Source organism: Clostridium sp. Marseille-P7770 (genome assembly GCF_902143525.1).
Classification (GTDB): domain Bacteria; phylum Bacillota; class Clostridia; order Lachnospirales; family Lachnospiraceae; genus Pilosibacter.
The window spans coordinates 143,540-169,280 of sequence record NZ_CABFVC010000003.1 but is presented as its reverse complement, the minus strand read 5'-3'; the positions used below and the strand labels follow the sequence as shown (position 1 = coordinate 169,280).

Genomic DNA, 25,741 nt, shown 5'->3' with positions numbered 1-25,741 from the left:
TTGGCTCGTTGTTCGCGTAAATTATACGGGGCTGTTGCACTAACGTGCGGCAGCTCATTTCATATTCCCAACACAAAACGCCGAGCTTCGAAAAGCCCGGCGTTCGTGGTATAATCAGTTTATGCGACTAAACAAAATAATACAGAGAGATTATACCTCGTTTTCTCTGTATTATCAAATCAAACTTCCGCTGGATTTAGAGATTTCTATTCCATCTGATGATCCGGTTCGTCTGGTAAGTGCCTTTGTGGAGGAAATGGACCTTTCTGAACTGTATAAAACTTACAGCAGGATCAGAAAAAATCAGGCAACGCCGCGTCAGATGCTGAAACTCGTCATCTATGCAGTAATGAATCGAATCTACTCAAGCAGGGATATCCAAAAGGCATGCAAACGGGATATCAACTTTATGTACCTCCTGGAAGGAATGCCGGCTCCTGACCATGCAACGATCGCGCGTTTTATCTCCCTGCATTTTTCAGCTTGTGCAAAGGTACTGCTTGCCCAAATGTCAGATCTGCTCTATCTTCTTGGTGAGATCTCAGGAAAGACCATTTTTATTGATGGCACCAAGATCGAGTCTGCAGCCAATAAATATACCTTTGTATGGAAACGGGCTATTACGAAAAATCAGGCCCGGTTATACACAAAACTATCTTCTTTTGTGGCTGAATGTGAAGAACTCTATGGAATCAGGACCGTATACCAAGACCGGATATCCATCCACACATTAAAACGGTTAAAGAAGCAGTTGTGCCGCATAAAAGTGCAGGAGGGAATTGTGTTTGTACATGGAATCGGGCGTAGAAAAACACAATTACAGAAATCTCTGGAACAGCTGGATCAATATCTGGAGAAACTAAAGGAATATACAAAAAAGCTGTATACGCTTGGGGATAGAAACAGCTATTCCAAAACAGACCCTGACGCAACCTTCATGAGAATGAAAGAGGACGCGATGCTGAATGGACAGTTAAAGCCTGCTTATAACATTCAGCATGGAGTGGATTCCGAATACATCACATGGATCGATATCAGCCCGCACCCTACCGATACACGTACCCTGATCCCGTTTTTGAAAGACATGGAGAATCACTTGGGATTTAAGTATTCAGAAGTCGTTGCAGATGCCGGGTACGAAAGTGAAGAAAACTATCTTTTCATTGAGGAAAACGGACAGACCGCCTATATAAAGCCGCAGAACTATGAGATTTCGAAGACCCGAAAATACAAAAAAGACATCAGCAGAAGGGAAAACATGGAGTACCATGCAGACAGGGACAGCTACATCTGCCTCAACGGAAGGGAACTAACTGTCACAAATGAACGCAGAAGTAAAACAACTAGCGGATATGTCAGTGTAAAAACTTATTACAGAAGCCCAGACTGCACTGGTTGTCCTTATAAAACGGAATGTATCAAGGGAAACAACTGCAAAACACCTATGGAAAAGCGCAATAAAGTGCTGATGGTTTCAAAAACAATGAGCCAGAAACGCGCAGAAGATCTGGAACGGATCACAAGTGAGTATGGAACGATGCTCCGTATGAATCGCAGTATTCAGGCAGAAGGTTCTTTTGCTGACGTAAAGGAAGACATGAATTTTCGAAGATATCTGTATCGTGGAAAGGCAAATGCACTGGCAGAGAGCATCCTTCTGGCAATGGGACGAAATATCAATAAGCTTCATTGCAAGATTCAGACCGGAAGAACGGGAAGTTATCTTTTTCCATTAAAAAGGGCATAGATTTTGATAGTTGAAAACAAAACAGCCTGAAATAAGGCATGCCGAAAGGGATGCCTGGGAATGAACTGCGTTTATAAAGAATGGCATCGAAAATGTGACCGATTTCGCCCCCATTTGGGCATAAAGCAGGGCTGCCGCCCAGCAAAAAATATTTGCTAATGCGACAGCCCCGTTTACTATCATCAATTCAGCCGTATCTTTTTTCCCTCTGTTTCCTTCTTACCACACCGGAAACTACCCGCTCTTTCCGTACCGGTTTCCGTCCTCTGTCACAAACCAGCCGTCCGGAGTCCTGCGGTTTGCGTAGAGGATGCCTTTTGTTCCGTCCGGGATCGGGTTGAAGTAGTACCACTTTCCATTGATCTCGATCCATCTCCCGGCATTTAGTTAAATCCGAAAAACTTCTGCGCGATCTTATATCCCGCGATGGAAAGGGATCTTCCGCCTTTTCCCGGAAGGTTCATGCCCTGTCCCAAGAAGCCCCAGCGGAGTCGCAGGTAGAGCGCCGGATTGGATTTCTTTAACTCTTCCCACAATGCTTTTTTCTTTGCCATATTCTCCTCGCTGCCGGATTTGATCGCGAGGATCGAGCAGATGACCATCATGATCTCTAAGTAACGGACCATATAGTGGCGGAGCTTCCGGTTCTGGATCTTCGTCACATCATAGTAGCCAAGCATCAGCTTCGTCACGCGGATCTGCTGGTCGATTCTTCCGATCATGACCTGTTCATTGACAGACTGGTCGGAGCGGCCGATAAAGTAGCGATAGAAGTTCACATCCAGGTAGTACATCGTATGTACATGCGGGAGCGGCTCGTAGACGAAGATATTGTCCACGTAGAATGTGTGCTCCGGGAGCTCCAGTTTACAGTCTCTCAAAAGTTCCGTTCTGTAAACGACAGAATGCATCAGGATATACTGTCCTGCAACGAACACCTTCACATCGCTCCAGGTAAAGATCTCGTTCTTCGGAAGCGCCAGATTATAGTTCATGACTTTCTTGTGCTTCGCGCCCTGTTTCTCATAGACAAAGTTTGTGATCAGCATATCCAGGGTATCTTTTCCGTAAACAAAGCGGCGCAGGGTGTCGAGCACCTGCCTGTAGGCCTGCTCATTTACCCAGTCATCGCTGTCCACAACCTTAAAATAGATTCCGGTCGCGGCCTTTAATCCCGCGTTAACCGCAGCGCCGTGTCCACCGTTCTCCTGGTGGATCGCCTTACAGATACCCGGATATTCTTTCTCATAACGGTCAGCGATCTCCGCCGTATTGTCTTTTGTGGAACCATCATCCACGATCAGGATCTCCACCTCATTTCCGCCCGGAAGCAGAGACTTGATACAGTTTTCCATATACGCCGCTGAATTGTAGCATGGAATTGCTATCGATAACAGCTTCAAAATTGTTTCCTCCTTACGTTCCCCGTGTTGGGGATCATTCACTGCCGCCACACAGAGCGCACGCCACAGTGATCTCTCGACTCAGTTGTTCCTATTTTAGCATAAGTTATCTGAAAATGCAAAAAATTATTTCTTTCAATTCTCTTTCATTCCGGCATAAAATTCATCCCGTAAGCTTCTGCCGCCACAGCGCCATATATAATTTTCAGTTCAGGAAATTTCTCCTGTACTCAATCATAAAACTTTGAGTTTTTTCTTCCATAATCTATCAAAATATGGTAAAATATCTGAAAATACACAGGCGCAGACCGTTTTGTGCCGGTCCGCGGAGAAAACTTATCCGCGGCTCCCGCGCAATTTTATCTGCCCAGACGATATCGGTACATAATAGAAATGAGGTATTAGATATGGCAAAGAAAAGACTTGTTTTAGCACTTGGACATGACGCTCTCGGAACGAACCTTCCGGAGCAGAAGACCGCCGTCACAAAGACAGCGAAAGCCATCGCCGATTTTATTCAGGACGGCTGGCAGGTTGTGATCACCCACGGAAACACTCCGCAGCTCGGCATGATCCACACCGCGTTAAATGAATTTGCGAAAAATCATGAAGGTTACACTCCGGCTCCGATGTCCGTCTGCTCCGCAATGAGCCAGGGATATATCGGCTACGATCTCCAGAACGCTCTCCGCTCCGAGCTTATCAAACGCGGCATTTACAAAGCTGTATCTACGATCTTAACACAGGTTACAGTTGACCCGTACGATGAGTCCTCCTACACTCCGATGAAGGTGGTTGGACGTGTGATGAACGCCGAGGAGGCAAAAGAGGAAGAGGCAAAGGGTAACTTCGTTGTGAAGGAAGGCGACGGCTACCGCCGTATCGTTGCGGCTCCGAAGCCGGTCGCAATCGTTGAGATCGACGCGATCCGCGCTCTCGCTGATGCTGACCAGCCGGTGATCGCTGCAGGCGGTGGCGGAATCCCGGTTATGGAACAGGGCTCCCACTTAAAGGGTGCCAGCGCTGTGATCGAGAAAGACCGCGCAGCCGGACTTCTCGCGAAGGAGCTTGACGCTGATGTCCTGATGTTCATCACAGGTGTTCCGAATGTCGTATTAAACTACGGCAGTGACCATCCGATCAACATCGATAAGATGACAACAGCTGACGCAGCCCGCTATGCCGGGGAAGGCCACTTTAAGACAGGTTCCATGCTGCCGAAGGTTGAAAGCTCCATCGACTTCATCAACGCAGGAAAAGGACGACGCGCGATCATCACTTCCCTTGACGGTGCAAAGAGTGCTTTAGCAGGTAAAGGCGGCACGACGATCCAGTAGGCAATACATTCTGATTTGACTCAGGTCAATCTTATTTAAATCTGGAACAAACAAGAATATGATCCCAGGGAGTTCTATACAGGAACTTCTCTGGGATCTTTTTTCAACTAATCTTCTCCCAACTGTTCTAATCGTCCAAATCTCTTTAGTGAAAATAATAAAGAATGCACCTTGGCGTATTCTCGTGCCGCGCGCGGTCGCTTGCGACAATCTGCATCTTCGCGCGAGTATGTATCATTCTCACGTTAGTGCCTTTTGTGTAATAGGAAATTCCTTGTAATCTCCTATTACACAAAAAAGACCCGCCAGAAGGCATTTCTGCCTTCTGCGGGTCTTTCATTTTTCTACAAGTTGTTATCCAATCAGATAATAACATGTGCCGGGCACTTCGCCGCGCACTTGCCGCAGCCGGTACACTTTGTGTAATCGATCACAGCAACGTTGTTATCCATATGGATCGCATCGAATTCACACTGCTTTGTGCAGAGCGTACATCCGATACAGCCTGCCTCGCAGACCTTCTTGACAGCCGGTCCTTTGTCGTGGGAGCTGCACTGTACGAGGTGGTTTGCCTTATACGGAACGAGCTCGATCAGGTGACGCGGACAAGCCTCTGCGCACTTACCACAGGCAACGCACTTCTCCTTGTCGACAACGGCAACACCGTTTACAACATGAATCGCGTCAAACTGACATGCCTTTACACAGCTTCCGGAACCGAGACATCCAAAGGTACATCCCTTGGAGCCGCCGCCCGGAACTGCATCTGCGATCTTGTGGCAGTCGTCAATACCATAGTAATTGTATTTCACAGTTGCCTTGTCGCAGGTACCTTTACATTTTACGAATGCAACTTTCTTCTCAGCGGAACCAGCCTCAACGCCCATGATCGCAGCGATCTTTTCTCCTACCGGAGCGCCGCCGACCGGACACTGGTCAACCTTTGCCTTGCCCTCTGCAATTGCTTTTGCAAGAGCGTCACAGCCTGCGTAACCACAACCGCCGCAGTTGTTGCCCGGAAGCTCTGCACGAACCAGAATTTCCTTCTCATCTACTTCTACTTTAAACTTCTCGCTGGCGATTCCAAGGAGTACGCCGATGACGATACCGACGATACCGACAACCGCAGCAGCGATGATAATGCCTGTCATGTTCATCTCTCGTTCCTCCTTAAATCATTCCGGAAAATCCGAAGAGAGCGATCGACATTAAGCTTGCTGTGATCAGAACGATCGGGGATCCCTGGAAAGCGTGCGGCACATCATTGTGCTCGATCTTCTCACGGATACCTGCAAGCAGGACGATGGCGATCAGGAATCCAACGGAAATACCGATACCGTTTACGACACTCTGAATGAAGTTGTAGCCCTTCTGTACGTTTGTCAGCGCAACACCGAGAACCGCACAGTTTGTTGTAATTAACGGAAGGTATACGCCGAGTGCCTCATAAAGGCTTACCATGTTCTTCTTTAAGAACATCTCAACGAACTGAACCAGAGCCGCGATTACAAGGATAAATACGATCGTCTGTAAATACTCGATATGGAGCTTTACGAGAACGAAATCATAAACAAGGCTTGTGCAGGCAGATGCGATCGTAATAACGAATACGACTGCAGCGCCCATACCAGCTGCTGTCTCTGTTTTCTTGGATACACCAAGGAACGGGCAAAGACCGAGGAACTGGCTTAAAACAACGTTATTCACCAGGGCAGAACCGATGGCGATCAATAAAAGTTCTTTCATTTCTCCATTTCCTCCTTAATTTTCTTTGCCGGCATCTGCTGCTTCAGTCTTAGCTGCCTCTGCCGCTTTTGCAGCCTCAGCTGCCTTCTTAGCTGCGAGAGCCTTCTCTGCTGCTGCTTTCTTTGCTGCCGCTGCGGCTGCTGCTTCCTCTGCCTTCTTCTCAGCAAGAGCAGCATGGTTTGTCATGCTGACACAGCCTGCACAGCTTGCACAGTTACCGCCGCATACAAGGTCAGACTTCGGTGCGTCACCGTTGGTCGCGCATGGAAGACGGAGCTTGTTCTGGATCGCGGAAAGCATAGCCAGAGTGAACAGAGCACCCGGTGCAAGGATGATGATGGAAATGTGGTAAGCTTCCGGAATGATAGTGTGTCCGAAGATCGCACCTGCACCGAAGAACTCACGGCACATACCGATGACGGTAAGGGAGAGGGAGAATCCAAGTCCCATACCAAGACCATCGAAGAAAGATTCAACCGGACCGTTCTTGCAGGCATATGCCTCTGCACGGCCAAGGATGATACAGTTAACAACGATAAGCGGGATATAAATACCCAGGGATGCATACAGGGACGGAACGTAGCCCTGCATTAAGAGCTGTACGACTGTAACCAGGCTGGCTACGACTACGATAAATGCCGGAATACGGACTCTGTCCGGAATGATCTTACGCAGTGCGGAGATCAGCAGGTTGGAAAACATCAGTACGGCTGTTGTGGAAAGTCCCATGCCGAGACCGTTGATGGCGGATGTTGTCGTCGCAAGAGTCGGACACATACCTAACATCAGGATGAAGGTTGGGTTTTCCTTGATAATACCGTTATATAAACGTTCTACGCATTTATTCATGAATGCCCACCTCCTAGTTTAAGCAGTTATGCAGATAATATAAAGCTGCATTGACTGCGTTTGTTGTAGCGTTTGATGTGATGGTGGCACCGCTGATCGCGTTGATCTCAGTGTCAGATGCGGAACCGGACTTTGTTACGCTTAAGCTCTCGCAGTTCTTGCCGACGAACTGATTTCTGTAGTCATCATCTTTTGCCTTTAATCCAAGACCAGGAGTATCGCTTGTCTCACGGATACCAACACCTGTGATGGTACCGTCAGCGTCAAAGCCGATGGAGAGCTTTACAGCTCCGCCGTAGGAGTCGTTGGACAGGGAGTTGATCACATGTCCCACTACTGCTCCGCTCGCGTCCTTTGCCTCGAGTACAGACTCGATCTCAACGCCTCCGAAACCGAGGTTTGCGATCTCATCAGCAGTCTCAGCGATCTTCTCTGTGGAACCTTCGACGTCAGAGAAGTTGTCTGCGTCCGGAAGAACCTGTTTGTATGTTGCGTTGTTGGCTGCGATGGTAGCCGCCTCGATCGGAGCTTTTGTCACATCATAGACAACACCGAGACATAAACCGGAAACCAGGGTGATCGCAAAAAGGATCAGGGCATCTTTCATAAATCCAGACTTACTTGCTGCCATTTTTCTTACCCCCTTTTCCGAATGCTGTCGGGAGAGTTACCTTCTCGATCAACGGAACGAGCATGTTGCAGAAGATAATTGCGTAGGAAACGCCCTCTGCGCCGCTTCCGAAGATACGGAACAGTCCTGTTAAAATACCAAGGCAGATACCGAATACGATCTGTCCTTTTGCAGTGATCGGGCTTGTTACATAGTCGGTAGCCATGAAGAATGCACCGAAGATGAGACCGCCGCCGCAGATCTCAGCCAGAACATAGTTGATGTTGTGCTGACCGAAGATGAATGCGAATACTGCGAATGTGATGATGTAAGCTGCCGGGATGCGGATGGAGATTACTTTCTTGATGAGCAGGTAAGCTGCACCGATCAGAAGAGCAATCACAGAAACCTCACCGATGGTTCCCGGGATCTTACCGATGAACATTGCTGCAAGATCATATGTACCGCCTGCTTTGATCTCTGCAAGAGGAGTTGCACTTGCGATCGCATCTGTTCCCGGCTCTGAGAACTGGGTCATAGCCTGTGCGAAGGAGATCAGCATGAAGCATCTTGCTGCCAGAGCCGGGTTCATCCAGTTCTGACCAAGTCCGCCGTAAAGCTGTTTTACAACGATGATCGCGAAGATACCGCCAAGGATCGGCATCCAGATCGGGATTGCCGGCGGCATGTTTAATCCAAGGATCATACCTGTGACAAGGGCACTGCCATCACTGATGGTAACTGGCTTGTGCATCAGGGTTTCAAAAATGTACTCACTGAGTACGCAGGAAAGAACCGTTGCTACTACAACGATCAGGGAACGGATACCGAACTGCATCACACCCCAGATCGTAGCCGGCAGCATTGCGATCGCTACATCGTACATCAGGTTCTTTGTGGAAACACCGCAGCGTACATGAGGGGATGATGATACGTTTAATAATTTACTCATTTGTCACACCTCCTACGCTTTCTTTCTTCTGGCTGCCATGACTGCCTTACGCATCTCTTTGAATGCCTGGGTCAGCGGTCTGTGGGCAGGGCAGATGAAAGTACAGGAGCCGCATTCGCAGCACTCCATACCATTTAATTTTTCAAACAGGGCAAGATCATTTCTTTCTGCTGCCGCCATCATCATCTGCGGGACAACATGACCAGGACATACCTCGATACAGCGTCCACAGCGAATACACGGAGATTCCAGATTTGCCGCAACCGGATCTTTTATGAAGCAGGTCAGGGCAGAAGAGTTCTTCATGACCGGAATATCCAGAGAGAATAATGCCTGTCCCATCATCGGACCACCGGAGATCATCTTTTCCGGTTCTTCCTTAAACCCACCTGCAGCCTCGAGGATCTCCCGGTAGCACATACCGAGCGGAACCTGGAAGTTCTGCGGATTCTTAACCGCATCACCGGTAACGGTAATGATCTTACGAATTAACGGTGTGCTCTCACAGACTGCATTGTAAATGGAGATAACAGTATCTACGTTATCTACGATACATCCTGCATCCGCCGGAAGCATAGTGGAGTTGATCTCACGTCCGCCCGTAACCGCATAGATCAGGAAACGCTCGCCGCCCTGCGGATATTTTGTCTTTAACGGACATACCGTGATCTTCGGCTCGTCTTTTACGAGACCTTCCAGAAGCTTGATCGCCTCCGGCTTGTTCTCCTCGATTCCGATCACGCCCTTCGCGTTCGGGAACATGCTTAACATGACTTTGATGCCGCCGATCAGTTTCTCCGGCTGCTCCATCATCAGGCGATAGTCACTTGTCAGATACGGCTCACACTCAGCCGCATTTACGATAATGTGATCGATCGCATTGTCATCCTTCGGTGCAAGTTTTACGTTGGTCGGGAAACCTGCGCCGCCGAGACCTACGATACCGGCTTCTTTTACGATATTCCGGATCTCTTCCTTGGAAAGTTTTGTGTAATCGCGTTTTTCGCCAAAACCTTCGATTGCTGTGTACTCGTTATCGTTCTCAACGATAATGGACTGTACGATTGCTCCGTTCGCAACCAGACGCGGTTCGATTCCCTTTACTGTACCGGATACGGAACAGATAACATTTGCGGAAATGAAGCCGCCTGCTTCAGCGATCTTCTGGCCAACCAGGACCTTGTCACCCTTGGCAACAAGCGGTTTCGCCGGAGCACCGATATGCTGGGAGAGAGGATAAACCAGCTCACCCTTCGGCTGGATCACCTGAATCGGCTTATCTGCAGACAGTTCTTTTCCCTCATAAGGATGAACGCCGCCTATAAATGTGCTCAGACCCATTTAACAAACCTTCTTTCTATAAAATTTCATAGTACCCATCACACCGTAGTATAGCATATTTGGAATTTTTCTACAATTGGAAATCGGTTAACTTTTTAACGGAAATGGCCGTTTTCGGCGTTTGTATCAAAAAAAGAACAAAAGCAGACATCTGATTTCTTTAAAAAATGAAGTTTTTACCAACTAACTCCCGCTCTTTTCTGCTGTCTCTTATGGAATTGCTACAAAATTTGAAAAAGCCTGTCTGGGTGCGTATGATCGATACGCAGTGACTTTTTATGTAACAGGAAATTCCCCGGAATTTCCTGTTACATAAAAAACGGGCAGATTTCTTCATCTGCCCGTTTTTTCTTCTGCGATCGACCTAACTCAGCTCCGCCATTCCCGTATATAACCGGTAATAACGTCCTTTTTCTTTCAGGAGGTCTTCATGATCACCGCGCTCAATGATCTCTCCGTTCTCCAGAACCATGATGGCGTTGGCGTTCCGCACTGTGGAAAGACGGTGGGCGATCACGAAAGTGGTCCGCTCTGCCATCAGCGCATCCATGCCCTGCTCGATATGCTTTTCCGTTCTCGTATCGACGGAGCTCGTCGCCTCATCGAGGATCAGGATAGGCGCCTTGGACACTGCCGCCCGCGCGATATTAAGAAGCTGTCTCTGGCCCTGACTCAAGTTCGCGCCATCGCTCTCCAGAACCGTGTCATAGCCCTTTGGAAGACGCATGATAAAGGAATGGGCAGATGCCATCTTCGCCGCCTGAATAACTTCCTCGTCGGTGGCATCAAGCCGTCCGTACCGGATATTTTCCATAACCGTTCCCGTAAACAGATGCGTATCCTGAAGCACCATGGCAATGTGGCGGCGCAGGTCGTCCCGCTTAATATGGCAGATATCAACGCCGTCGATGGTGATGGTCCCGCTCTGGATATCGTAGAAGCGGTTGATGAGGTTCGTGATCGTCGTCTTTCCGGCTCCCGTGGAACCCACGAAGGCGATCTTCTGTCCCGGCTTCGCGTAGAGGCTGATATCCTTTAAGATGACCTTATCCGGGTTATAGCCGAAGGTCACATGATCTAATACCACTTCCCCGCGCATGCCGTCCATGGACACTGCGTCCTTATCATCCGCCGTCTCCGGCTCCTCATCCATCACGGAGAAAACGCGCTCCGCTCCGGCGAGAGCTGAGAACACGTTGGAGACCTGCATGGAGATCTCGTTGATCGGCCTTGAAAACTGTCTCGAAAAGTTTAAGAACACCGTGAGGCCGCCGACATCGAAGTTTTTCACCACACAGAGGATCCCGCCGATGCACGCCGTCAGGGAATAGTTTACCTGACTTAAGTTGTTCATCACAGGTCCCATCATGCCCCCGAGGAATTGGGCGCGGATCTGCTTTTCGCGGAGATCCCTGTTTAATATATCAAATTCTTCCTCCGCGATCTCCTCGTGGCAGAAGACCTTTACTACCTTCTGTCCGGTGATGGTCTCCTCGATGTATCCATTTAAAGCACCGAGAGCCGACTGCTGTGCGCTGAAGTATTTCTGACTCCGCTTCGCGACCTCTCCGCCGGCCCGCAACATGAGCGGGATCATGATCAGGGTCACAGCTGTCAGCCAGATGTTCGTGTAAAGCATGAGGAACAAGGTTCCGATGATGCTTAAGGTTCCGGAAAAGAGCTGCACAAGAGTACTGCTCAGCATATTTCCGATGGTGTCCACATCGTTTGTGAAGCGGCTCATCAGATCCCCGTTGGAATTTGTATCATAAAATCTCACCGGAAGCTTCTGCATCTTTGTAAAGAGGTCTGTCCGGATCCGCACAGGGGCGCTCTGGGCACCCTCAAACATCAGTCTTGACTGGAGATAATTTGCGATACCCCCCAGAAGATAGCCGCCCGCCATCATGGTCAGCCTTTAAAAAAGTCCCGCCACATCTCCGGGACTTCCGTCCGGCGGTGCAATAAAGCGGTTGATGATCGGGCGCAGCATATAGGAACCGGTCAGTGTCGCCACCGTGTTTACAATGACGCAGAAAAATGCGATCCCCATCCGGAGCCTGTCCGCTTCCAGATAGGACATCAGGCGCTTTAAGGCCGCTCCTGTGCTCTTTGGGCGTCCTCCGCCTCTGGGAGCACCCGGTCCTCTTCCCATTCCTCTCCTTTTCGGTGCGGCTGCCACGCGTCCGGCATATCGTTTTTTCAGACTCGCTTCGCGGTCTGCTCTCGTGACGCTCATACTGCCGCCTCCTCTCCTGCCCCGATGGACTGATTTCCGATCTGGGTCGTATAGATCTCGCTGTATGCCTCACAGGTCTTTAAAAGTTCCTCGTGGGTTCCATGACCGATGATCTTTCCGTCCTCCAGTACCAGAATCTGGTCCGCTTCCTGAACGGAGGAGATCCTCTGGGCGATGATGATCTTTGTGGTGTCCCCAAGATCATGATAGAGACTCTCCCGGATCTTTGCCTCCGTCGCCGTGTCAACAGCGCTGGTGGAATCATCCAGGATCAGGATCTTCGGGCGCTTTAAGAGTGCTCTCGCGATACAGAGACGCTGTTTCTGACCGCCGGAGACATTGACGCCGCCCTGCCCCATCTCGGTGTCGTACTCGTTTTTGAAGGTCTTAACGAAGGGATCTGCCTGGGCGCTCTCTGAAAACCGGATCACATCCTCCATCGGCGCGTCCTCATTTCCCCATCGGAGATTTTCCTCGATCGTTCCCGAGAAGAGGGTATTTTTCTGGAGGACCATGCCGACGCCCTCACGCAGGTGTTTTAAAGAGTACTCTTTGACGTTCACGCCGTCGACAAGGACTTCGCCTCCGGTCACGTCATAGAGTCTCGGGATCAGCTGCACGAGGGAGGTCTTTCCGCTTCCCGTGGAGCCGATGATCCCGATGGTCTGTCCCGGCTCTGCCGTGAAGGAGATCCCTTCCAGAACGAGATCCTTTCTCCCGTTCTCTCCGCTGTAGCCAAAGCTGACATCCTTGAACTCCACACGGCCTTCCGTGACTTTTTTATCCTTATTTTTCGCATGATCATCATTTAAGCCGATCTCCGTGTCGAAGATCTCATTGATCCGCTTCATGGACGCGCTGGCGCGGGAGCTCTGTAAGAATACCATGGAAAGCATCATGAGGGACATCAGGATCTGCACGATATACGTCGTAAACGCAGTGAGATCACCCACCGGCATCTTTCCGGCAATGATGATATTTCCTCCATACCAGACGACAGCCAGTGTCGTCACGTTCATGGCGAACATCATCACCGGCATCGTAGTGATCACGATCCGGAGCGCACGGAGACTGCTCTCCTTTAAGTCGCGGTTCAGTCTGCTGAATTTTTCGATCTCATGATCCTCCCGGACAAAGGATTTGACCACGCGGACATTCGTCAGGGATTCCTGAATCCCGGAATTCAAACGGTCCAGTCTCCTCTGCATCTCCCCAAAACGCGGGAATGCAGTCTTTAAGATCAGAATGATCGCCGCGAGAAGAAGCGGGATCACGATGAGGATGATGACCGCAAGCTGACGGTTCATCATAAACGCCATGATCAGGGCGCCGAGAAACATTCCGGGCGCCCTAAGCGCCATACGGAGACCCATCATCAGGACGTTCTGAACCTGCTGGACATCGTTCGTGAGCCTCGTGACGAGAGAACCGGTGCTGTAGCCGTCGATGTTCTCAAAGGAGAACTGCTGAACCTTTCTGAAGAGGTCATTTCTCATGTCACTGGTAAAGGAGATGGACGCCTTCGCGGAAAAGTAGGCGCCGAGGATCCCACCCACCGCCATAAAAAGGACAGTCAGGACCATCAGCGTCCCCATCTTTCCGATATAGGCAACATTTCGACTCGCGACACCGTTGTTGATGATCATGGACATAAATTTCGGGAGCATGACCTCTCCCGCCACCTCGGTGAGCATCATCATCGGACCGATCACGAAGGCACTGAGATACGGGGTGATGTATTTTTTGTATCGTTTCAATTCTGTCGTTTCCTTTCTGGTCAGATCTGCATTCGTTGGATTCTTCCGTTGCTGTTTATCACGCATCTTCCCTCGGAAGTTTTCTCCTCACGATACAGAAGCAGATCATATGGGCCGTCGCCGTGACGATCCAGGTAAACGGATAAGATAAGTATAACACCGTCAGGTTATGGTATACTTGGAACACCGTAAAGATCCAGACGATCCGGAGTCCGCACGCTCCCAGAAGGGAGACGCACATCGGCATGACGGAATATCCGAGACCGCGGATGCTGCCCACCATCGTATCCATGATCCCACAGAGGAAATATGTCGTTCCAAAGACCACAAGTCTTCTCATTCCGTATACCATGACCTCCGGGTCTGAGGAATAGATCCGGATCAGGGCATGTCCGCAAAGATATGCCGGAATTCCCATCCCGAGTCCCACGGCTGTCACAACGCCGAGGCAGGTAACCATAATCCGGTTGATCCTCGAATACTTTTTGCCGCCGAAGTTCTGGCTCGTGAAGCTTAAGTTTGCCTGATAAACCGCATTCATGGCGTTATAGATGAATCCCTCAATATTCTGGGATGTCGTATTTCCCGCCATCGCGACAGAACCGAAGGAATTGACAGAGGACTGGATCAGAACATTGGAAATAGAAAATACTGCGCCCTGCATCCCCGCCGGAAGGCCTACCTGAATGATCTGACGGAATTTCGAGCGGTGGATCTTCAGATCTTTTAAATGGAGCTTCAGACCGCCCTCACTCTCCATCAGACAAAGGATCACCAGGAACGCCGAGATTGCCTGGGAGATCGCGGTCGCCAAGGCAACTCCCGCCACATCCATCCGGAACATGATCACGAAAAAGAGGTTTAAGACCACATTGATCACGCCCGCCGCCGTAAGGAAATACAGTGGGCGTTTTGTGTCTCCCACAGCGCGGAGGATCGCGCTTCCGAAGTTGTAGATCATATTCGCAGGCATGCCGATAAAGATGATCCGCATATAAATCGTAGATTTATCGATCACATCGTCCGGAGTTCCCATGAGTTCCAGCATTGGCCTCGAGAGAAGCTGACCCACAATGATCAGAAAAAGACCGCTGACGATGCTGAGTGCCATGGCCGTGTGGATCGTATCCTGCACGTCTTTTTCCCGCTTCGCTCCGTAATATCTCGCCACGATGACATTGACACCCACGGACAGTCCGATAAAGATATTGATCATCAGGTTGATCAGCGCCGTTGTGGAACCCACCGCCGCCAGAGACTGGCTACCCGCGAAACGTCCCACAACGATCACATCCGCAGCGTTGAACAGAAGCTGCAGGATTCCGGAAAAGATCAGCGGAATCGTAAAGGTGAGCAGTTTTCCGAGGATCGGACCGCTGCACATGTCCATTTCGTAATTTTTCTTCATAATACTCCTTTTTCCCGTATCTGTATTTTCTTTCCGGCAGCATCCGGAAAGAAAAGCAGACTGGCATTTCCCGCCCCTGTCCGTCTGCTCATTCTATCCACGGCTGCTCCCGGTGCCGGAATGCGTCAGGCACATTCCTTTTATCTGTTACGCAGATTATAGACGATTTTTACAAATAATGCAATCCTGCCGCAACATGCTTCAGTCCTCGAGGACATACGCCCGGAAGAGACCGGACCACGGATTTCCGATAATATAGCAGGTGTAGGCTCTTCCAGCGCGGACGTTGACGTTGAAGGTGAGCAGCGGATTCGACACGGTGCAGGTCGGACAGGAAACGCCGACGATGGAAGAAAGGACAAGGACCGGAAGCTCGCCTAAGGCCGAAACTGCATACTGGGAACCTGTCACAAAGAAGGTATAGGTTCCGCTGGATGTCTGTTTATAGCTCGTCACTTCCTTGTATCCGACCCCCGCAAATGCTGTCTGGTTGTTGAAAGTCCGCACATCGTAGCTGGATCCCGCGTAGGACATGTTCGCGACGCGGAGGCAGCCGTAACCTGCCGGAACGTTCGTGCAGCCCATGTCAGAGACACGGGTCAGGGACACTCCGGATACCGTGTCTAAGATCACCATCGTGAGTCTCTCACCGGACACAAAGGCAATCGTCTGCTGATAATAGATCTGACCGTTGGTCCTGCGCACAGTGACGGTGTGGAATCCGTCCGTCACGCGGATATAAGAAGAGATCGTGGCAAATTCGGAACCGGAAAAGATATTCCGGCCATCGATATAGACATCCAGCGTACGGCCTGATGTGCTGGCATTTAAAAACCGGACTCTGCTGTAGTAATTCCCTCCTGAGACCGTCGGGTATGTGACTGGAAAAGAAATCGTCGGAAAGCCCGGGTGCCCGATGGTATTGTCGGGATAGACAGGGCGACCACCAGACGGCGCGACCGGTGTCGTCGGGATTCCAGCGAGATCGTCATCTCCAGGATAAACAGGTCTTCCGCCCGGTGAAGCGATAGGCGGCACAGGGATTCCCGCAAGATCATCGTCTCCCGGATAAACAAAAACTCCTCCTAATGGCTCGGCCGGTGTCTCCGGTACATTTGCGTCGTTCTTCCCTGCTACAACCTCCGCCGTATTCTCGCCCGACGGTTCCGGCATTGATGTTGGATTTTCTGGCATATTAACACCTCAATATCTTTTTTACTACAAAATATGAAAGCAGAACGGAAAGTGTTACCTGCACGTGTTTGAACCTCCATGAGCTTTCCGAGGAATTGATCTTTTTGTATGAAAAATTTATTCAAATTTTTTTGTTTTTATCGTTGACAAACCCGTTGATCCATGATACTATATTGGAGGTTCGAAAAACACAGTAAATGTGTTCGCTGCCTTGGCTCAGCTGGTAGAGCGTCGCCTTGGTAAGGCGGAGGTCGGCAGTTCAAATCTGCTAGGCAGCTTAAACCATGAGGCTTTCCGGAATATCCGGGAAGCCTTTTTTCGCGTTACAGGAAATTCCTGTTACGTGAAAGGGCACGAACGCAACACTGATGCGCAGCGATTCTGTATGGAATATGTCAGCTTTGCCGACCAGAAGCACGCACCAAGTCTCACGGACGTTCGACTTGAATTCGCAGGAACTCCGCCTCACGCAAAAAAGACCCACGGAACTCCTCTCCGCAGGTCTTTTTATCATAAGCAAAATTATAAATTCTATGCCTTCGCCAGTCTCTGTCTCACGATCTCATACGCGAGAACACCTGTCGCAACGGACGCGTTCAGGGAATCGATATCACCCTTCATTGGGATCGACGCGATCATATCGCATTTTTCTTTCACGAGACGGCTCACGCCCTCCCCCTCATTTCCGATCACAAGACCGATCGGTCCGGTGAGGTTTAAGCGGTACATACTCTCTCCGCCCATATCGGCGCAGACGAACCAGATCCCACGCTTCTTCAGATCCTCGATCGTCGCCGCCATGTTGGTGACTTTCGCGACCGGCGTATAGTTTAACGCACCTGCGGAGGTTCTCGCAACCGTCGCGGTAAGTCCCACCGCGCGGCGTTTCGGAATGATCACTCCGTGAGCGCCCGCAAGGTTCGCGGTACGGATGATCGCTCCAAGGTTATGCGGATCCTCAATTCCGTCAAGCAGGAACAAAAACGGCGGTTCGCCCTTCTCTTCCGCGATTTTCAAAATATCTTCCACTTCAGCGTACTCGTAAGCAGCGGCATACGCCATCACGCCCTGATGGTGTCCCGTCTCGGACATGGAATCCAGACGTTCCTTCGGAACAAAATTTACGATCGTGTCATGCTTTTTCGCCTCTCTCACGATCGTGCGCACCGGTCCGTCCTGACATCCGTCAAGGACAAACAGCCGGTCGATGGTCTTTCCGGAGCGGAACGCCTCCAAAACAGCGTTGCGCCCTTCAATCGTCAGTTCTTCATATCTCATCGGAGTTCTCCTCTTCTGTTTTTTCTGTATCTTCCGGCGCGGCTTTTCCGGTCTTCTTCATCGCAAGGGCGACAAGATCGACCATCCGTTCCGTCTTTCCGGACAGGTAAAGGTATCCCATCAGCGCCTCAAATCCGGTCGCCATCCGGTAATCCTTCATCGTCGCGTTCTTCGCCATGGAAAAGGATTTTGCATTCCTTCCCCGCTTATAAACGGCATGTTCCTCCTCCGTGAGGTCTTCCTCGATCGCCATCAGGAATTCCGCCTGTGCGGCAGCCTTTACGAGAGCCGAAGATTTTTTGTGCAGCTTATTGACCTGCATATTTCCCTCGCTCACAACGATCGTCCGGATCAGGATCTCATACACCGCATCCCCGAGATAGGCGAGGACCAGTGGGGAATACTGGTTCGCGTCCGTCTCTTTTAAGTGAAATTTTTCCTTTAAGAGGATTAAGCTCTCTTCCATTTTACGCCCTCTCTTGTGTCCTCGAGAACGATTCCCATGTCGAGAAGCTTTCCTCTGATCTCATCTGCAAGTGCAAAGTTCTTTGCCTTTCTCGCCGCCTGTCTCTGGGCGATCAGATCCTCCACCTCAGAGTCAAGAACCTCTTTCTTCTTCTCCGTGATGATTCCCATCACATCGCAGAGTCTCTGGATCTCATTCTTCATCCAGGAAACATATGCCTTTGTACTCGTCTCGGATACTGTAGAGTTGGAGAGCTTGATAAGTTCGAAGATCGCGGAGATCGCGTCTGCGGTGTTGAAATCATCATCCATTGCCGCCTCATACTTTGCAACGAGCTCCATTGCCTTTTTCTGATTCTCCTGCTCTTCCGCTGTCATCGCGTCTCCGGATACCTTTGCCTCCATCTCGCGGAGTTTCTCCATTCCGGTTAAGATCCTCTCAAGACCGTTCTTGGAAGGTTCCATCAGATCTGCGCTGAAGTTTAACGGGCTTCTGTAGTGGGCGCTCAGCATAAAGAAGCGGAGTACCTGGAGATCATATTTCTCGCTGATCTCGCGGACAGTGAAGAAGTTTCCGAGAGATTTGGACATTTTCTTATTGTCGATATTTAAGAATGCGTTGTGCATCCAGTATTTCGCGAAGGGCTTTCCGTTTGCTGCCTCACTCTGGGCGATCTCGTTCTCATGGTGCGGGAAGATCAGGTCCTCGCCGCCCGCATGGATATCGATCTCATCACCGAGGTATCTCTTTGCCATAACGGAGCACTCGATATGCCAGCCCGGACGGCCTTCGCACCACGGGGACTCCCAGTACGGCTCACCTTCTTTTTTCGGCTTCCAGAGAACAAAGTCGTTCGGGTCCTGTTTTCCTTCCTCACCGGTTACCTTAATCTCACGGAAACCGGACTGAAGATCATCCAGGTTCTTGTGGGACAGCTTTCCGTAATCTTTAAACTTGCGGACACTGTAATAAACTGTTCCGTCCGCAGCAACATACGCGTAGCCTTTCTCGATCAGGGTGCTGATCATGTTTAACATGCCGCAGATCTCTTCCGTCGCGAGCGGATTCTTTGTCGCCGGTTCGATATTCATGCCTTCCATGTCTTTTTTGCACTCTGCGATGTAGCGTTTGGAGATCGTCTCGGCGTCAACGCCTTCCTCGATCGCTTTCTTGATGATCTTGTCATCGACATCGGTAAAGTTGGATACATAATTGACATCGTATCCTTTATATTCAAAGTAACGTCTCACCGTATCAAATACAATCATCGGTCTTGCGTTTCCGATATGGATAAAGTTGTACACGGTCGGTCCGCATACATACATTTTTACTTTTCCCGGTTCCACCGGAACAAACTCTTCTTTTCTCTTTGTGAGTGTATTGTAGATCTTCATACCTTAGCTCCTTCATCTATCTTTCTGTCTGCGAGTCTCTTTTCATCCCTGCTGTTTACAGCCCGGACAGCCTCCGCAGCCCCCGGAGATCACTCCGACGCGGTCCTCCGGCGCGTAATCCGCAACCGAACTCAAAAGTGCGATCGCCTGGGCGGAGATTCCTTCCCCGGTCCCGGTAAATCCAAGACCTTCCTCCGTCGTCGCCTTCACGCTCACCTGATCAGGCTCGATCCCCAGCGCATCCGCGATATTTTTCGCCATCTGCGGACGGTACGGCAGAAGTTTTGGTCTCTGCGCGATCACCGTGGAATCGATATTCTCGATCAGATATCCGTTTTCCTGCAGGATCTTTCCGACTTCTTTTAAAAGTTCAACGCTCGAGATCCCTTTATATCTTTCATCTGAATCCGGGAAGTGCTGACCGATATCTCCGAGAGCCGCAGCCCCTAAAAGCGCGTCCATCACCGCGTGAAGAAGGACATCCGCATCCGAATGTCCTAAAAGTCCCTTTTCATACGGGATCTCCACACCGCCGAGGATCAGTTTTCTCCCTTCTACCAGACGATGTACGTCATATCCCTGTCCGATTCTCATGAGAATCTCCTTTCCATAGCTGTTCATCTTCTTCCGTTTATGGGCAGTCCAAGACCGGCCCCGATACCACTTCAAGAACCGATCATCCGCATCCGCTTCGGGATACAGCGCACCACGAGATTCTGCTGGCACATACAGCTCTCACCGTCCATATGGACCGCGAGCGGTCTTGCCAGATGGACTTCCGCCTCGTTGCACTCAAAGACCCGGATCCCACGTTCTTTTTTCCGGACCCCCATCACAAGGTCCCGGAGGATCGGGATCATTTTTGTCTTTCTCGCGCTGTTTCCGATATAAACCGTCATCTTACCATCATCATTCATCAGTTCGCTGTTCTTCCGTTTCTTCTTGTCTTCCCTGCGGACCATAAACGTAATGAAATATATATGATTAAACTCCACTTTCTGCGTCCCGTCAAGCAAAATATATCCTTTTGTCGGTTTTGCGAGAAAAAGCTGCTTGAGACCAAGGCCGAATCTGAGTATTTTCGTCAGATGAAGTCTCGTCATCTGGTTTCTCACCGGGCAGCACAGAAGATTATGGCAGATCGCCGCGTCCAGTCCGATCCCGCACCGGCCCGCAAACCGCCTGCTCACGATCTCCTCATCTCCGAATGTTGCGACCCCATAGTCCAGCATCCGGTAATATTTCGGATGAAGGATCCGTTTTGCCTGACAGTTGACCTTCCAGAAGGATTCAAATCCCTTCGACAGCGCATTCCGAAAACCCGCCGGTACATATCCGAATGTCAGGAGTCCCCGGAAGGATACGCCATTCAGCACTTCATTATAAGTTCCTTCCCCGCCGACGATCACGATCACTTTCGCGTCATCCCGCTCGGCAGTCAGTACTTTTGCGATCTCAGCCGCGTCCCCCTGGTGTTCCGTAAAAAAGACCCGGTACTCCCGGCTGTCCATCTCCAGCTGATGTTCCAGTCGTTTCCAGATCCGGTATCCTCTTCCGGCACCGGCACTGGGATTTACGATAAACTGATACATAACGTCCTCCGAATCTTATATGTTCAGAATTTTCCGTGCAGCCATACACATCCTGACCGGGTCAGTACCATATGACATACGATATAGATTATAGTATATCACATAACCGCTAAAAAAAGGCTAAATTTTTTCTAAACTTCATGCAAGTGCACCGCGGGCACGTTACTGTTCATTCCTTGCGCAGACAGTAACTGATTTTGCCGAGGCTTCGCATTCCAAATCAGTGAAATGCACACACCACTCTATTGTCCGGAATTTTCAGTTCAGAAAATTCCTGCCCGCATACAGTAGCACGGACACATCCGCGTTGAAACGTAAGGAAATAGTAAATATCTCTTTCTTGTCAGCCAATATCTGTATCGATTATAATAAAAACAGATATAAGAAGCAAAGATATATAATTTTATGAACCCAAGCTCTGAAAGGAGGTCCCTGCTATGAAAAAAAGAATGCATGTCAGGCTTTTCATGTTGCTGTTCTATCTGATCTTTACAATCACAGCACTTCCGATCACCGCGAAAGCTGATATAGGTCCAAAGCCCTCGGTGCGCATCCAGTTCAAAAATATGGGCGATGACCTGTGCTACGGCACACTGCTTTCAAAGGAGGCATGTACAGGACCTGCACGTGTCTGGGACGGCACCGCCAGAAACGGGCAGCTCTATGATCTTGACCGGAGCATATGGAAAGCATTTGTAGATTACAAAGATCCTGACGGATATTATTTCCTGCAGAGGGGCTGGACGGTTAGCGAAACAGGCGAGATCGCGTGGACCTATTATCCACCTGAGAATTTTAAGATTCTCCTTTATTATCCGGAAACCGAGACCTTTGTTTCAAGCGGAAGCTATGAGCGTTATGCATTTGATACCTATTACACCGTTGACATGGAGGGCGTCCGGATCGGATCCGTGGAATACAATGAGAACCTGAGCACAAACGAGCGGATCAACGCGTATCGTTCCTATAATTATCGAATGGAGCTTTTGTCACTCGCGGTCCGTATCCTTCTTACGATCGCAATTGAAATGGCCGTCGCACTGTTATTCGGCTTCCGGCAGAAAAAGCAGCTGCAGATCCTTGCGCTTGTAAATATCACGACACAGCTTCTCTTAAATCTGCTTCTCAATATCATTCATTACAATGCCGGTCCGTTGGCCTTTATCACAAGCTATGTCTTTTTTGAGTTCATAGTCTTTGCGCTGGAGGCAGTTCTGTATTGCAGATTTCTGAAGAAAGTGTCCCTAAAAAAGGAAAACGAGTACTACGTTCTCTATTCATTCATCGCAAATTCAGCATCGTTCTGGGTCGGATATTATCTTGCAACAGTATTACCGGGAATCTTTTAAGTGAAAATCCAGACACCGACAGAGCCTTCCATATGTTTGCGAGATCATTGCAGATGTTCTTTTCTGTTTGGTACAACAGAATATTTCAGAAAATTTATTATAATCGAAAAAATCCCGGGAATCTGCGAAGACTCCCGGGATTTTCAATCGTAGCGGAAGGGAGATTTGAACTCTCGACACCACGTTTGAAATACCCAATAAACAAGGAGGTTTGAGCGCGTCATCCACCCAATGTAAACAAAAGTGTAAACAAATTTGGGCTGTTTTTTCGAACGTAGGTTCGGAAGTTGAATTAGCGCCTTTTTTCAAAATATAACCATTATATTATATCATAAAAATCCAATTTAAGGGAGTAGTCATTTTATTTGGCTGCTCCCTATTTTTTACGCCTCAATTTTGAGACTAATAGCAATAATAGTGATACTTCGTTTTCAAGTATACTTTACCCTGGCGACCGCCACTCTGGTATAACACGCCGTCCGGGAGAATGCTTCCATTCTCTAACAGCCACCGTGCATTTGCCCAGTTGCGATCTGTGATCTTACGGTGAGCGTTACCGTCCCACCAGCTTGAATACTGCCCTCTCTGCGTGGCTACACCCGCAAATGTATTAGGAAATTTATTACTCTTGACTCTATTGAGGAATACTGACCCTACAAGTCTTTGCTCCTCGTCAGGAAGACTCTGGGCTTCTCCGCATAGAATCATTGCAAGGATTTTCAGATCCTCATCAGAATATGTACTGACCGGAACATCAGAGAACCAGTCTGCCTTCATATAGGCGTATCCATCTTCGGTGGTAATCATTGCCCATCCATTGATCTCTGTAACAATCTCAAAAGATCCACCTCTCATGCTCTGTCCAAGGATTTCAGAGTCGGCGTTTGGTTCTTTCCGGATGTTTACAGTAGTTGTAGTATACTTTGTTACTGTATCTGTCACGCTATTTAGAGTCTCTGTAAACTGTGCTGCCGTGACTGCAGTTGATGATTCAATTGTATTCGCCCGTGTCGCCACAGGCGTACAACAAGTGAAGCACAGGGCAAACCCTGTTGCTAAAAGAAATTTTTTCATTAAAATACCTCCTGTTAGTTGTGGATACCGGTTATCCATGTGTATGTAAACTCAAATTTGAGGAGTTACCAAACTTACAGCTTAATTGATGCTGTTGCAGTCAATACCATAAGACTCATTATTGCTGCCGAAGAGCAGAAAAGCATTCTGATAATGTTTTTTACAGATATATATTCAACGACACCAAAATCAATTGCCATCCAAAGCATTCCTACCATCGTCACGAGAGCTAATATGCTTATAAACACTATTTCCATTGTCATATAATACTTCTCCAAAATATTTTGAATTTCTTGTCACATTTTGCGATCTTTATCGTTTATATTGATGAAGGGCGGCAAAGCAAAAAGATATTTATGTGTAAAAGAGGTTGTGGTATCTTATGCTGTGCGTGAACCGCCCTTCCGCCAGAACAATTGTTCCGTCTTGAAATTATTCCCATGAGAGATATACTGATAGGCAAGGTGAGAGGAAGTCCAGATTGTTCTGAGACTTATGGGTGTCGGTCAGTAGTCAGTCTCACGGTACGGCCGCTGTTTAGGTAGGCGTGAACCTCATATACATCACTATTTCGCAGGATCTTTTATATAGATACTATAAGTCGAAAGAAGGTGCTATAGTAATGAGAATGGATACCAGATTTCTTATTGCACTTATGATGTTTTACATCGTAACTAAGGTTTTTGCCTAATGACATCGAGGCTGGCGAAAGCTGATGGGGACACCATCTCTCATGGGAATATCGAATATTTGAAATCACCATTTTATGGTGATATTTTTTTACTCTTGTTGCAGCATATACTTCATTAGGCGCTCAGAATCGCCTGTGGTGGACGTTACGAGGGTTAACTGTGAAATATACCCATCACTGAATAAATTGGCGACTGCAAGGTACTGTGAGAGCTTGCTTTTAAGATTGATCATATCTCCTTCATCAGAGGCAAGGAATACATCTCCTTGGCATTCATCAATGACCTTGAAAAAGGTATTGACATCTTTGATATTCATAAGTTTCATCTTCATATGGTTATTCTCCTTTAGCCCCATGGACCAATAGTGCGTTCATACGATGTCATATCTAACGCTCCTGTCTCAAACATTCTGTCGATCAGCTCGTCCATTATGATTTCCGGCATTTTATACCTTAGAGTAACGCCTGTAATCGCTATGCAAAGATAATATCCATCTGGTTCAATACCATTTTTTTTGTAAATTTCTTTCGCTTCTGATACTGTAACTTTTCCATCTTCTATATGTTTAACTCTCATATAATTATTCTCCTAATTCGCAGTTGTGGAACCAAATCCGCCATTTCTAACTCCGTCAGCATCATCATCTGTTGTGATTCCGTATTCGACAAAAATTCCTTGCATAAATCCATCACCGGCTTTAACAGAAAGCATTTTTGCTTCGTTTGAATCATTTGTAATCTTCGCCATGATATGCCCTTCGTTGTCGGAATAGACAAAATCTCCGTCGATAATACCTACAGTGTTATTTAGTTGCATACGGAACTTAAATCCAAGACCACTTCTCGGATAGAGCTTTAATACCCAGCCATCTTCCATATACACTCGAATTCCAGTAGGAATTTTTATTGTGCATCCAGGCTGTAAAACAATCTGGAATGGAGCAAAAAAATCATATCCGGCTGATCCAGTTGTGGCTCGTTTTGGAAGCTTGATACTATCATAGATTTCCTTAATATCGTCCTCTGCTAACTGTGGACACGCATCGGCGCAATCCTTCTTAAACTGTTCAAAACTAACTTTTTCAAATTTGGCAACTCTCTTCATTACTTTTCTTCCTTCCTGTATAATACTTCTCTTTTTGTAAGGTCATTTATCAAGGTTTCGAAGTTCCTAATCACGTTTTCTCGTACCAAATCGCGGCAACAATTCGGGTTATAGTAGAACGTATGGTAAGTTGACTGTGTGTTCTTATCTACTACTTCCCATTCAATTAAATCGTGCGGATCGTTATTCAGATCAACGTGAATTGAGAC

At 48.6% G+C, this 25,741-nt stretch carries 23 protein-coding genes, 1 tRNA gene and 2 pseudogenes; 4 read left to right on the top strand and 22 right to left on the bottom strand.

Annotated features, from left to right (window positions below; translation table 11 throughout):
- The first annotated feature begins 121 nt into the window (after positions 1-121).
- Positions 122-1,747, top strand: coding sequence for an IS1182 family transposase (locus FN001_RS07970; RefSeq protein WP_142411480.1), 1,626 nt, complete (start codon positions 122-124; stop codon positions 1,745-1,747).
- A 234-nt stretch (positions 1,748-1,981) separates the two neighbouring features.
- On the opposite strand, the pseudogene FN001_RS18720 reads toward FN001_RS07970, so the two are convergent.
- A pseudogene (locus FN001_RS18720) lies at positions 1,982-2,122 on the bottom strand (hypothetical protein); the annotation flags it as partial.
- Between the two features lie 8 nt (positions 2,123-2,130).
- Entirely contained in the window at positions 2,131-3,150 is a 1,020-nt protein-coding gene (locus FN001_RS07960) for a glycosyltransferase family 2 protein (RefSeq protein WP_142411479.1), read from the bottom strand.
- 407 nt (positions 3,151-3,557) lie between these two features.
- On the opposite strand from FN001_RS07960, the gene arcC reads away from it, so the two are divergent.
- On the top strand, positions 3,558-4,487 hold the full coding sequence (gene arcC, locus FN001_RS07955) for a carbamate kinase (protein WP_117513410.1): 930 nt from the start codon (positions 3,558-3,560) through the stop codon (positions 4,485-4,487).
- A 362-nt stretch (positions 4,488-4,849) separates the two neighbouring features.
- Here the strand turns inward: arcC and FN001_RS07950 are convergent, their stop codons facing one another.
- The 10 genes and pseudogenes from FN001_RS07950 to FN001_RS07905 all read right to left on the bottom strand — a co-directional run bounded on the left by FN001_RS07950 (position 4,850) and on the right by FN001_RS07905 (position 16,583).
- Entirely contained in the window at positions 4,850-5,644 is a 795-nt protein-coding gene (locus FN001_RS07950) for an RnfABCDGE type electron transport complex subunit B (protein ID WP_117469706.1), read from the bottom strand.
- A gap of 13 nt (positions 5,645-5,657) precedes the next feature.
- Positions 5,658-6,233, bottom strand: a complete 576-nt coding sequence (rsxA, locus tag FN001_RS07945) for an electron transport complex subunit RsxA (RefSeq protein WP_021904899.1) — start codon at positions 6,231-6,233, stop codon at positions 5,658-5,660.
- A gap of 15 nt (positions 6,234-6,248) precedes the next feature.
- Positions 6,249-7,082: an electron transport complex subunit RsxE gene (rsxE, locus tag FN001_RS07940; RefSeq protein ID WP_117484144.1), complete on the bottom strand. Its 834-nt coding sequence runs from the start codon at positions 7,080-7,082 to the stop codon at positions 6,249-6,251.
- 13 nt (positions 7,083-7,095) lie between these two features.
- The gene (locus tag FN001_RS07935) at positions 7,096-7,713 is read right to left on the bottom strand and encodes an RnfABCDGE type electron transport complex subunit G (protein ID WP_142411478.1); all 618 of its coding nucleotides are present in this window, start codon (positions 7,711-7,713) and stop codon (positions 7,096-7,098) included.
- Positions 7,700-8,644, bottom strand: coding sequence for an RnfABCDGE type electron transport complex subunit D (locus FN001_RS07930; RefSeq protein WP_117513405.1), 945 nt, complete (start codon positions 8,642-8,644; stop codon positions 7,700-7,702). Before FN001_RS07930 ends, FN001_RS07935 begins: the two co-directional genes overlap by 14 nt.
- Before the next feature lie 12 nt (positions 8,645-8,656).
- Positions 8,657-9,985, bottom strand: a complete 1,329-nt coding sequence (rsxC, locus tag FN001_RS07925) for an electron transport complex subunit RsxC (RefSeq protein ID WP_142411477.1) — start codon at positions 9,983-9,985, stop codon at positions 8,657-8,659.
- A gap of 364 nt (positions 9,986-10,349) precedes the next feature.
- Positions 10,350-12,224, bottom strand: a pseudogene (locus tag FN001_RS07920) (ABC transporter ATP-binding protein).
- Positions 12,221-13,981 carry an ABC transporter ATP-binding protein gene (locus FN001_RS07915; protein WP_142411476.1) on the bottom strand — a complete coding sequence of 587 codons (1,761 nt, stop codon included), beginning with the start codon at positions 13,979-13,981 and terminating at the stop codon, positions 12,221-12,223. Before FN001_RS07915 ends, FN001_RS07920 begins: the two are co-directional and overlap by 4 nt.
- Before the next feature lie 58 nt (positions 13,982-14,039).
- Complete coding sequence (locus tag FN001_RS07910) at positions 14,040-15,389, bottom strand: MATE family efflux transporter (protein ID WP_142411475.1); 1,350 nt, start codon at positions 15,387-15,389, stop codon at positions 14,040-14,042.
- A gap of 201 nt (positions 15,390-15,590) precedes the next feature.
- Positions 15,591-16,583, bottom strand: a complete 993-nt coding sequence (locus tag FN001_RS07905; protein ID WP_142411474.1) for a DUF4397 domain-containing protein — start codon at positions 16,581-16,583, stop codon at positions 15,591-15,593.
- A gap of 205 nt (positions 16,584-16,788) precedes the next feature.
- Here FN001_RS07905 and FN001_RS07900 point away from each other — a divergent pair.
- A tRNA-Thr gene (locus FN001_RS07900) sits at positions 16,789-16,861 on the top strand.
- Between the two features lie 253 nt (positions 16,862-17,114).
- On the opposite strand, the gene rlmB is transcribed toward FN001_RS07900, so the two are convergent.
- From rlmB to FN001_RS07875, 5 genes are all read right to left on the bottom strand, one after another.
- A complete protein-coding gene (gene rlmB / locus FN001_RS07895; RefSeq protein WP_015554667.1) occupies positions 17,115-17,861 on the bottom strand; it encodes a 23S rRNA (guanosine(2251)-2'-O)-methyltransferase RlmB in 747 nt (248 codons plus the stop codon).
- Positions 17,851-18,327 (bottom strand): Mini-ribonuclease 3, encoded by a 477-nt coding sequence (locus FN001_RS07890; protein ID WP_142411473.1) that lies wholly within the window; start codon positions 18,325-18,327, stop codon positions 17,851-17,853. The genes rlmB and FN001_RS07890 overlap by 11 nt, the downstream gene beginning before the upstream one ends.
- Positions 18,312-19,721, bottom strand: coding sequence for a cysteine--tRNA ligase (gene cysS / locus FN001_RS07885; RefSeq protein ID WP_142411472.1), 1,410 nt, complete (start codon positions 19,719-19,721; stop codon positions 18,312-18,314). Before cysS ends, FN001_RS07890 begins: the two co-directional genes overlap by 16 nt.
- Positions 19,722-19,763: 42 nt before the next feature.
- Positions 19,764-20,315: a 2-C-methyl-D-erythritol 2,4-cyclodiphosphate synthase gene (ispF, locus tag FN001_RS07880; RefSeq protein ID WP_118604879.1), complete on the bottom strand. Its 552-nt coding sequence runs from the start codon at positions 20,313-20,315 to the stop codon at positions 19,764-19,766.
- A 71-nt stretch (positions 20,316-20,386) separates the two neighbouring features.
- Positions 20,387-21,313, bottom strand: a complete 927-nt coding sequence (locus FN001_RS07875) for a diacylglycerol/lipid kinase family protein (protein WP_118299215.1) — start codon at positions 21,311-21,313, stop codon at positions 20,387-20,389.
- Positions 21,314-21,750: 437 nt separating this feature from the next.
- Between FN001_RS07875 and FN001_RS07870 the strand changes: the two genes are divergently transcribed.
- Positions 21,751-22,662, top strand: coding sequence for a hypothetical protein (locus FN001_RS07870; RefSeq protein WP_243121973.1), 912 nt, complete (start codon positions 21,751-21,753; stop codon positions 22,660-22,662).
- A 402-nt stretch (positions 22,663-23,064) separates the two neighbouring features.
- Here the strand turns inward: FN001_RS07870 and FN001_RS07865 are convergent, their stop codons facing one another.
- The 5 genes from FN001_RS07865 to FN001_RS07845 all read right to left on the bottom strand — a co-directional run bounded on the left by FN001_RS07865 (position 23,065) and on the right by FN001_RS07845 (position 25,532).
- Positions 23,065-23,736, bottom strand: coding sequence for a cell wall hydrolase (locus tag FN001_RS07865; RefSeq protein ID WP_243121972.1), 672 nt, complete (start codon positions 23,734-23,736; stop codon positions 23,065-23,067).
- Positions 23,737-23,810: 74 nt separating this feature from the next.
- Entirely contained in the window at positions 23,811-23,999 is a 189-nt protein-coding gene (locus FN001_RS07860; RefSeq protein ID WP_142411471.1) for a hypothetical protein, read from the bottom strand.
- Between the two features lie 517 nt (positions 24,000-24,516).
- A complete protein-coding gene (locus tag FN001_RS07855; RefSeq protein ID WP_486463492.1) occupies positions 24,517-24,759 on the bottom strand; it encodes a polya polymerase in 243 nt (80 codons plus the stop codon).
- Between the two features lie 14 nt (positions 24,760-24,773).
- A complete protein-coding gene (locus FN001_RS07850) occupies positions 24,774-25,004 on the bottom strand; it encodes a hypothetical protein (RefSeq protein ID WP_142411470.1) in 231 nt (76 codons plus the stop codon).
- 12 nt (positions 25,005-25,016) lie between these two features.
- Positions 25,017-25,532, bottom strand: coding sequence for a dCTP deaminase/dUTPase family protein (locus tag FN001_RS07845; protein WP_142411469.1), 516 nt, complete (start codon positions 25,530-25,532; stop codon positions 25,017-25,019).
- Positions 25,533-25,741 lie beyond the last annotated feature (209 nt).

Excerpts from the sequence above, each read along its gene's own strand:
- FN001_RS07950 (WP_117469706.1), bottom strand. The coding sequence starts at position 5,644 with ATGAACATGACAGGCATTATCATCGCTGCTGCGGTTGTCGGTATCGTC.
- FN001_RS07865 (WP_243121972.1), bottom strand. The coding sequence starts at position 23,736 with ATGAAAAAATTTCTTTTAGCAACAGGGTTTGCCCTGTGCTTCACTTGT.
- FN001_RS07935 (WP_142411478.1), bottom strand. The coding sequence starts at position 7,713 with ATGGCAGCAAGTAAGTCTGGATTTATGAAAGATGCCCTGATCCTTTTT.
- FN001_RS07855 (WP_486463492.1), bottom strand. The coding sequence starts at position 24,759 with ATGAAGATGAAACTTATGAATATCAAAGATGTCAATACCTTTTTCAAG.
- rlmB (WP_015554667.1), bottom strand. The coding sequence starts at position 17,861 with ATGAGATATGAAGAACTGACGATTGAAGGGCGCAACGCTGTTTTGGAG.
- FN001_RS07905 (WP_142411474.1), bottom strand. The coding sequence starts at position 16,583 with ATGCCAGAAAATCCAACATCAATGCCGGAACCGTCGGGCGAGAATACG.
- FN001_RS07875 (WP_118299215.1), bottom strand. The coding sequence starts at position 21,313 with ATGTATCAGTTTATCGTAAATCCCAGTGCCGGTGCCGGAAGAGGATAC.
- FN001_RS07850 (WP_142411470.1), bottom strand. The coding sequence starts at position 25,004 with ATGAGAGTTAAACATATAGAAGATGGAAAAGTTACAGTATCAGAAGCG.
- FN001_RS07860 (WP_142411471.1), bottom strand. The coding sequence starts at position 23,999 with ATGACAATGGAAATAGTGTTTATAAGCATATTAGCTCTCGTGACGATG.
- rsxA (WP_021904899.1), bottom strand. The coding sequence starts at position 6,233 with ATGAAAGAACTTTTATTGATCGCCATCGGTTCTGCCCTGGTGAATAAC.
- arcC (WP_117513410.1), top strand. The coding sequence starts at position 3,558 with ATGGCAAAGAAAAGACTTGTTTTAGCACTTGGACATGACGCTCTCGGA.
- FN001_RS07910 (WP_142411475.1), bottom strand. The coding sequence starts at position 15,389 with ATGAAGAAAAATTACGAAATGGACATGTGCAGCGGTCCGATCCTCGGA.
- rsxE (WP_117484144.1), bottom strand. The coding sequence starts at position 7,082 with ATGAATAAATGCGTAGAACGTTTATATAACGGTATTATCAAGGAAAAC.
- ispF (WP_118604879.1), bottom strand. The coding sequence starts at position 20,315 with ATGAGAATCGGACAGGGATATGACGTACATCGTCTGGTAGAAGGGAGA.
- rsxC (WP_142411477.1), bottom strand. The coding sequence starts at position 9,985 with ATGGGTCTGAGCACATTTATAGGCGGCGTTCATCCTTATGAGGGAAAA.
- FN001_RS07845 (WP_142411469.1), bottom strand. The coding sequence starts at position 25,532 with ATGAAGAGAGTTGCCAAATTTGAAAAAGTTAGTTTTGAACAGTTTAAG.
- FN001_RS07890 (WP_142411473.1), bottom strand. The coding sequence starts at position 18,327 with ATGGAAGAGAGCTTAATCCTCTTAAAGGAAAAATTTCACTTAAAAGAG.
- FN001_RS07870 (WP_243121973.1), top strand. The coding sequence starts at position 21,751 with ATGAAAAAAAGAATGCATGTCAGGCTTTTCATGTTGCTGTTCTATCTG.
- FN001_RS07930 (WP_117513405.1), bottom strand. The coding sequence starts at position 8,644 with ATGAGTAAATTATTAAACGTATCATCATCCCCTCATGTACGCTGCGGT.
- cysS (WP_142411472.1), bottom strand. The coding sequence starts at position 19,721 with ATGAAGATCTACAATACACTCACAAAGAGAAAAGAAGAGTTTGTTCCG.
- FN001_RS07970 (WP_142411480.1), top strand. The coding sequence starts at position 122 with ATGCGACTAAACAAAATAATACAGAGAGATTATACCTCGTTTTCTCTG.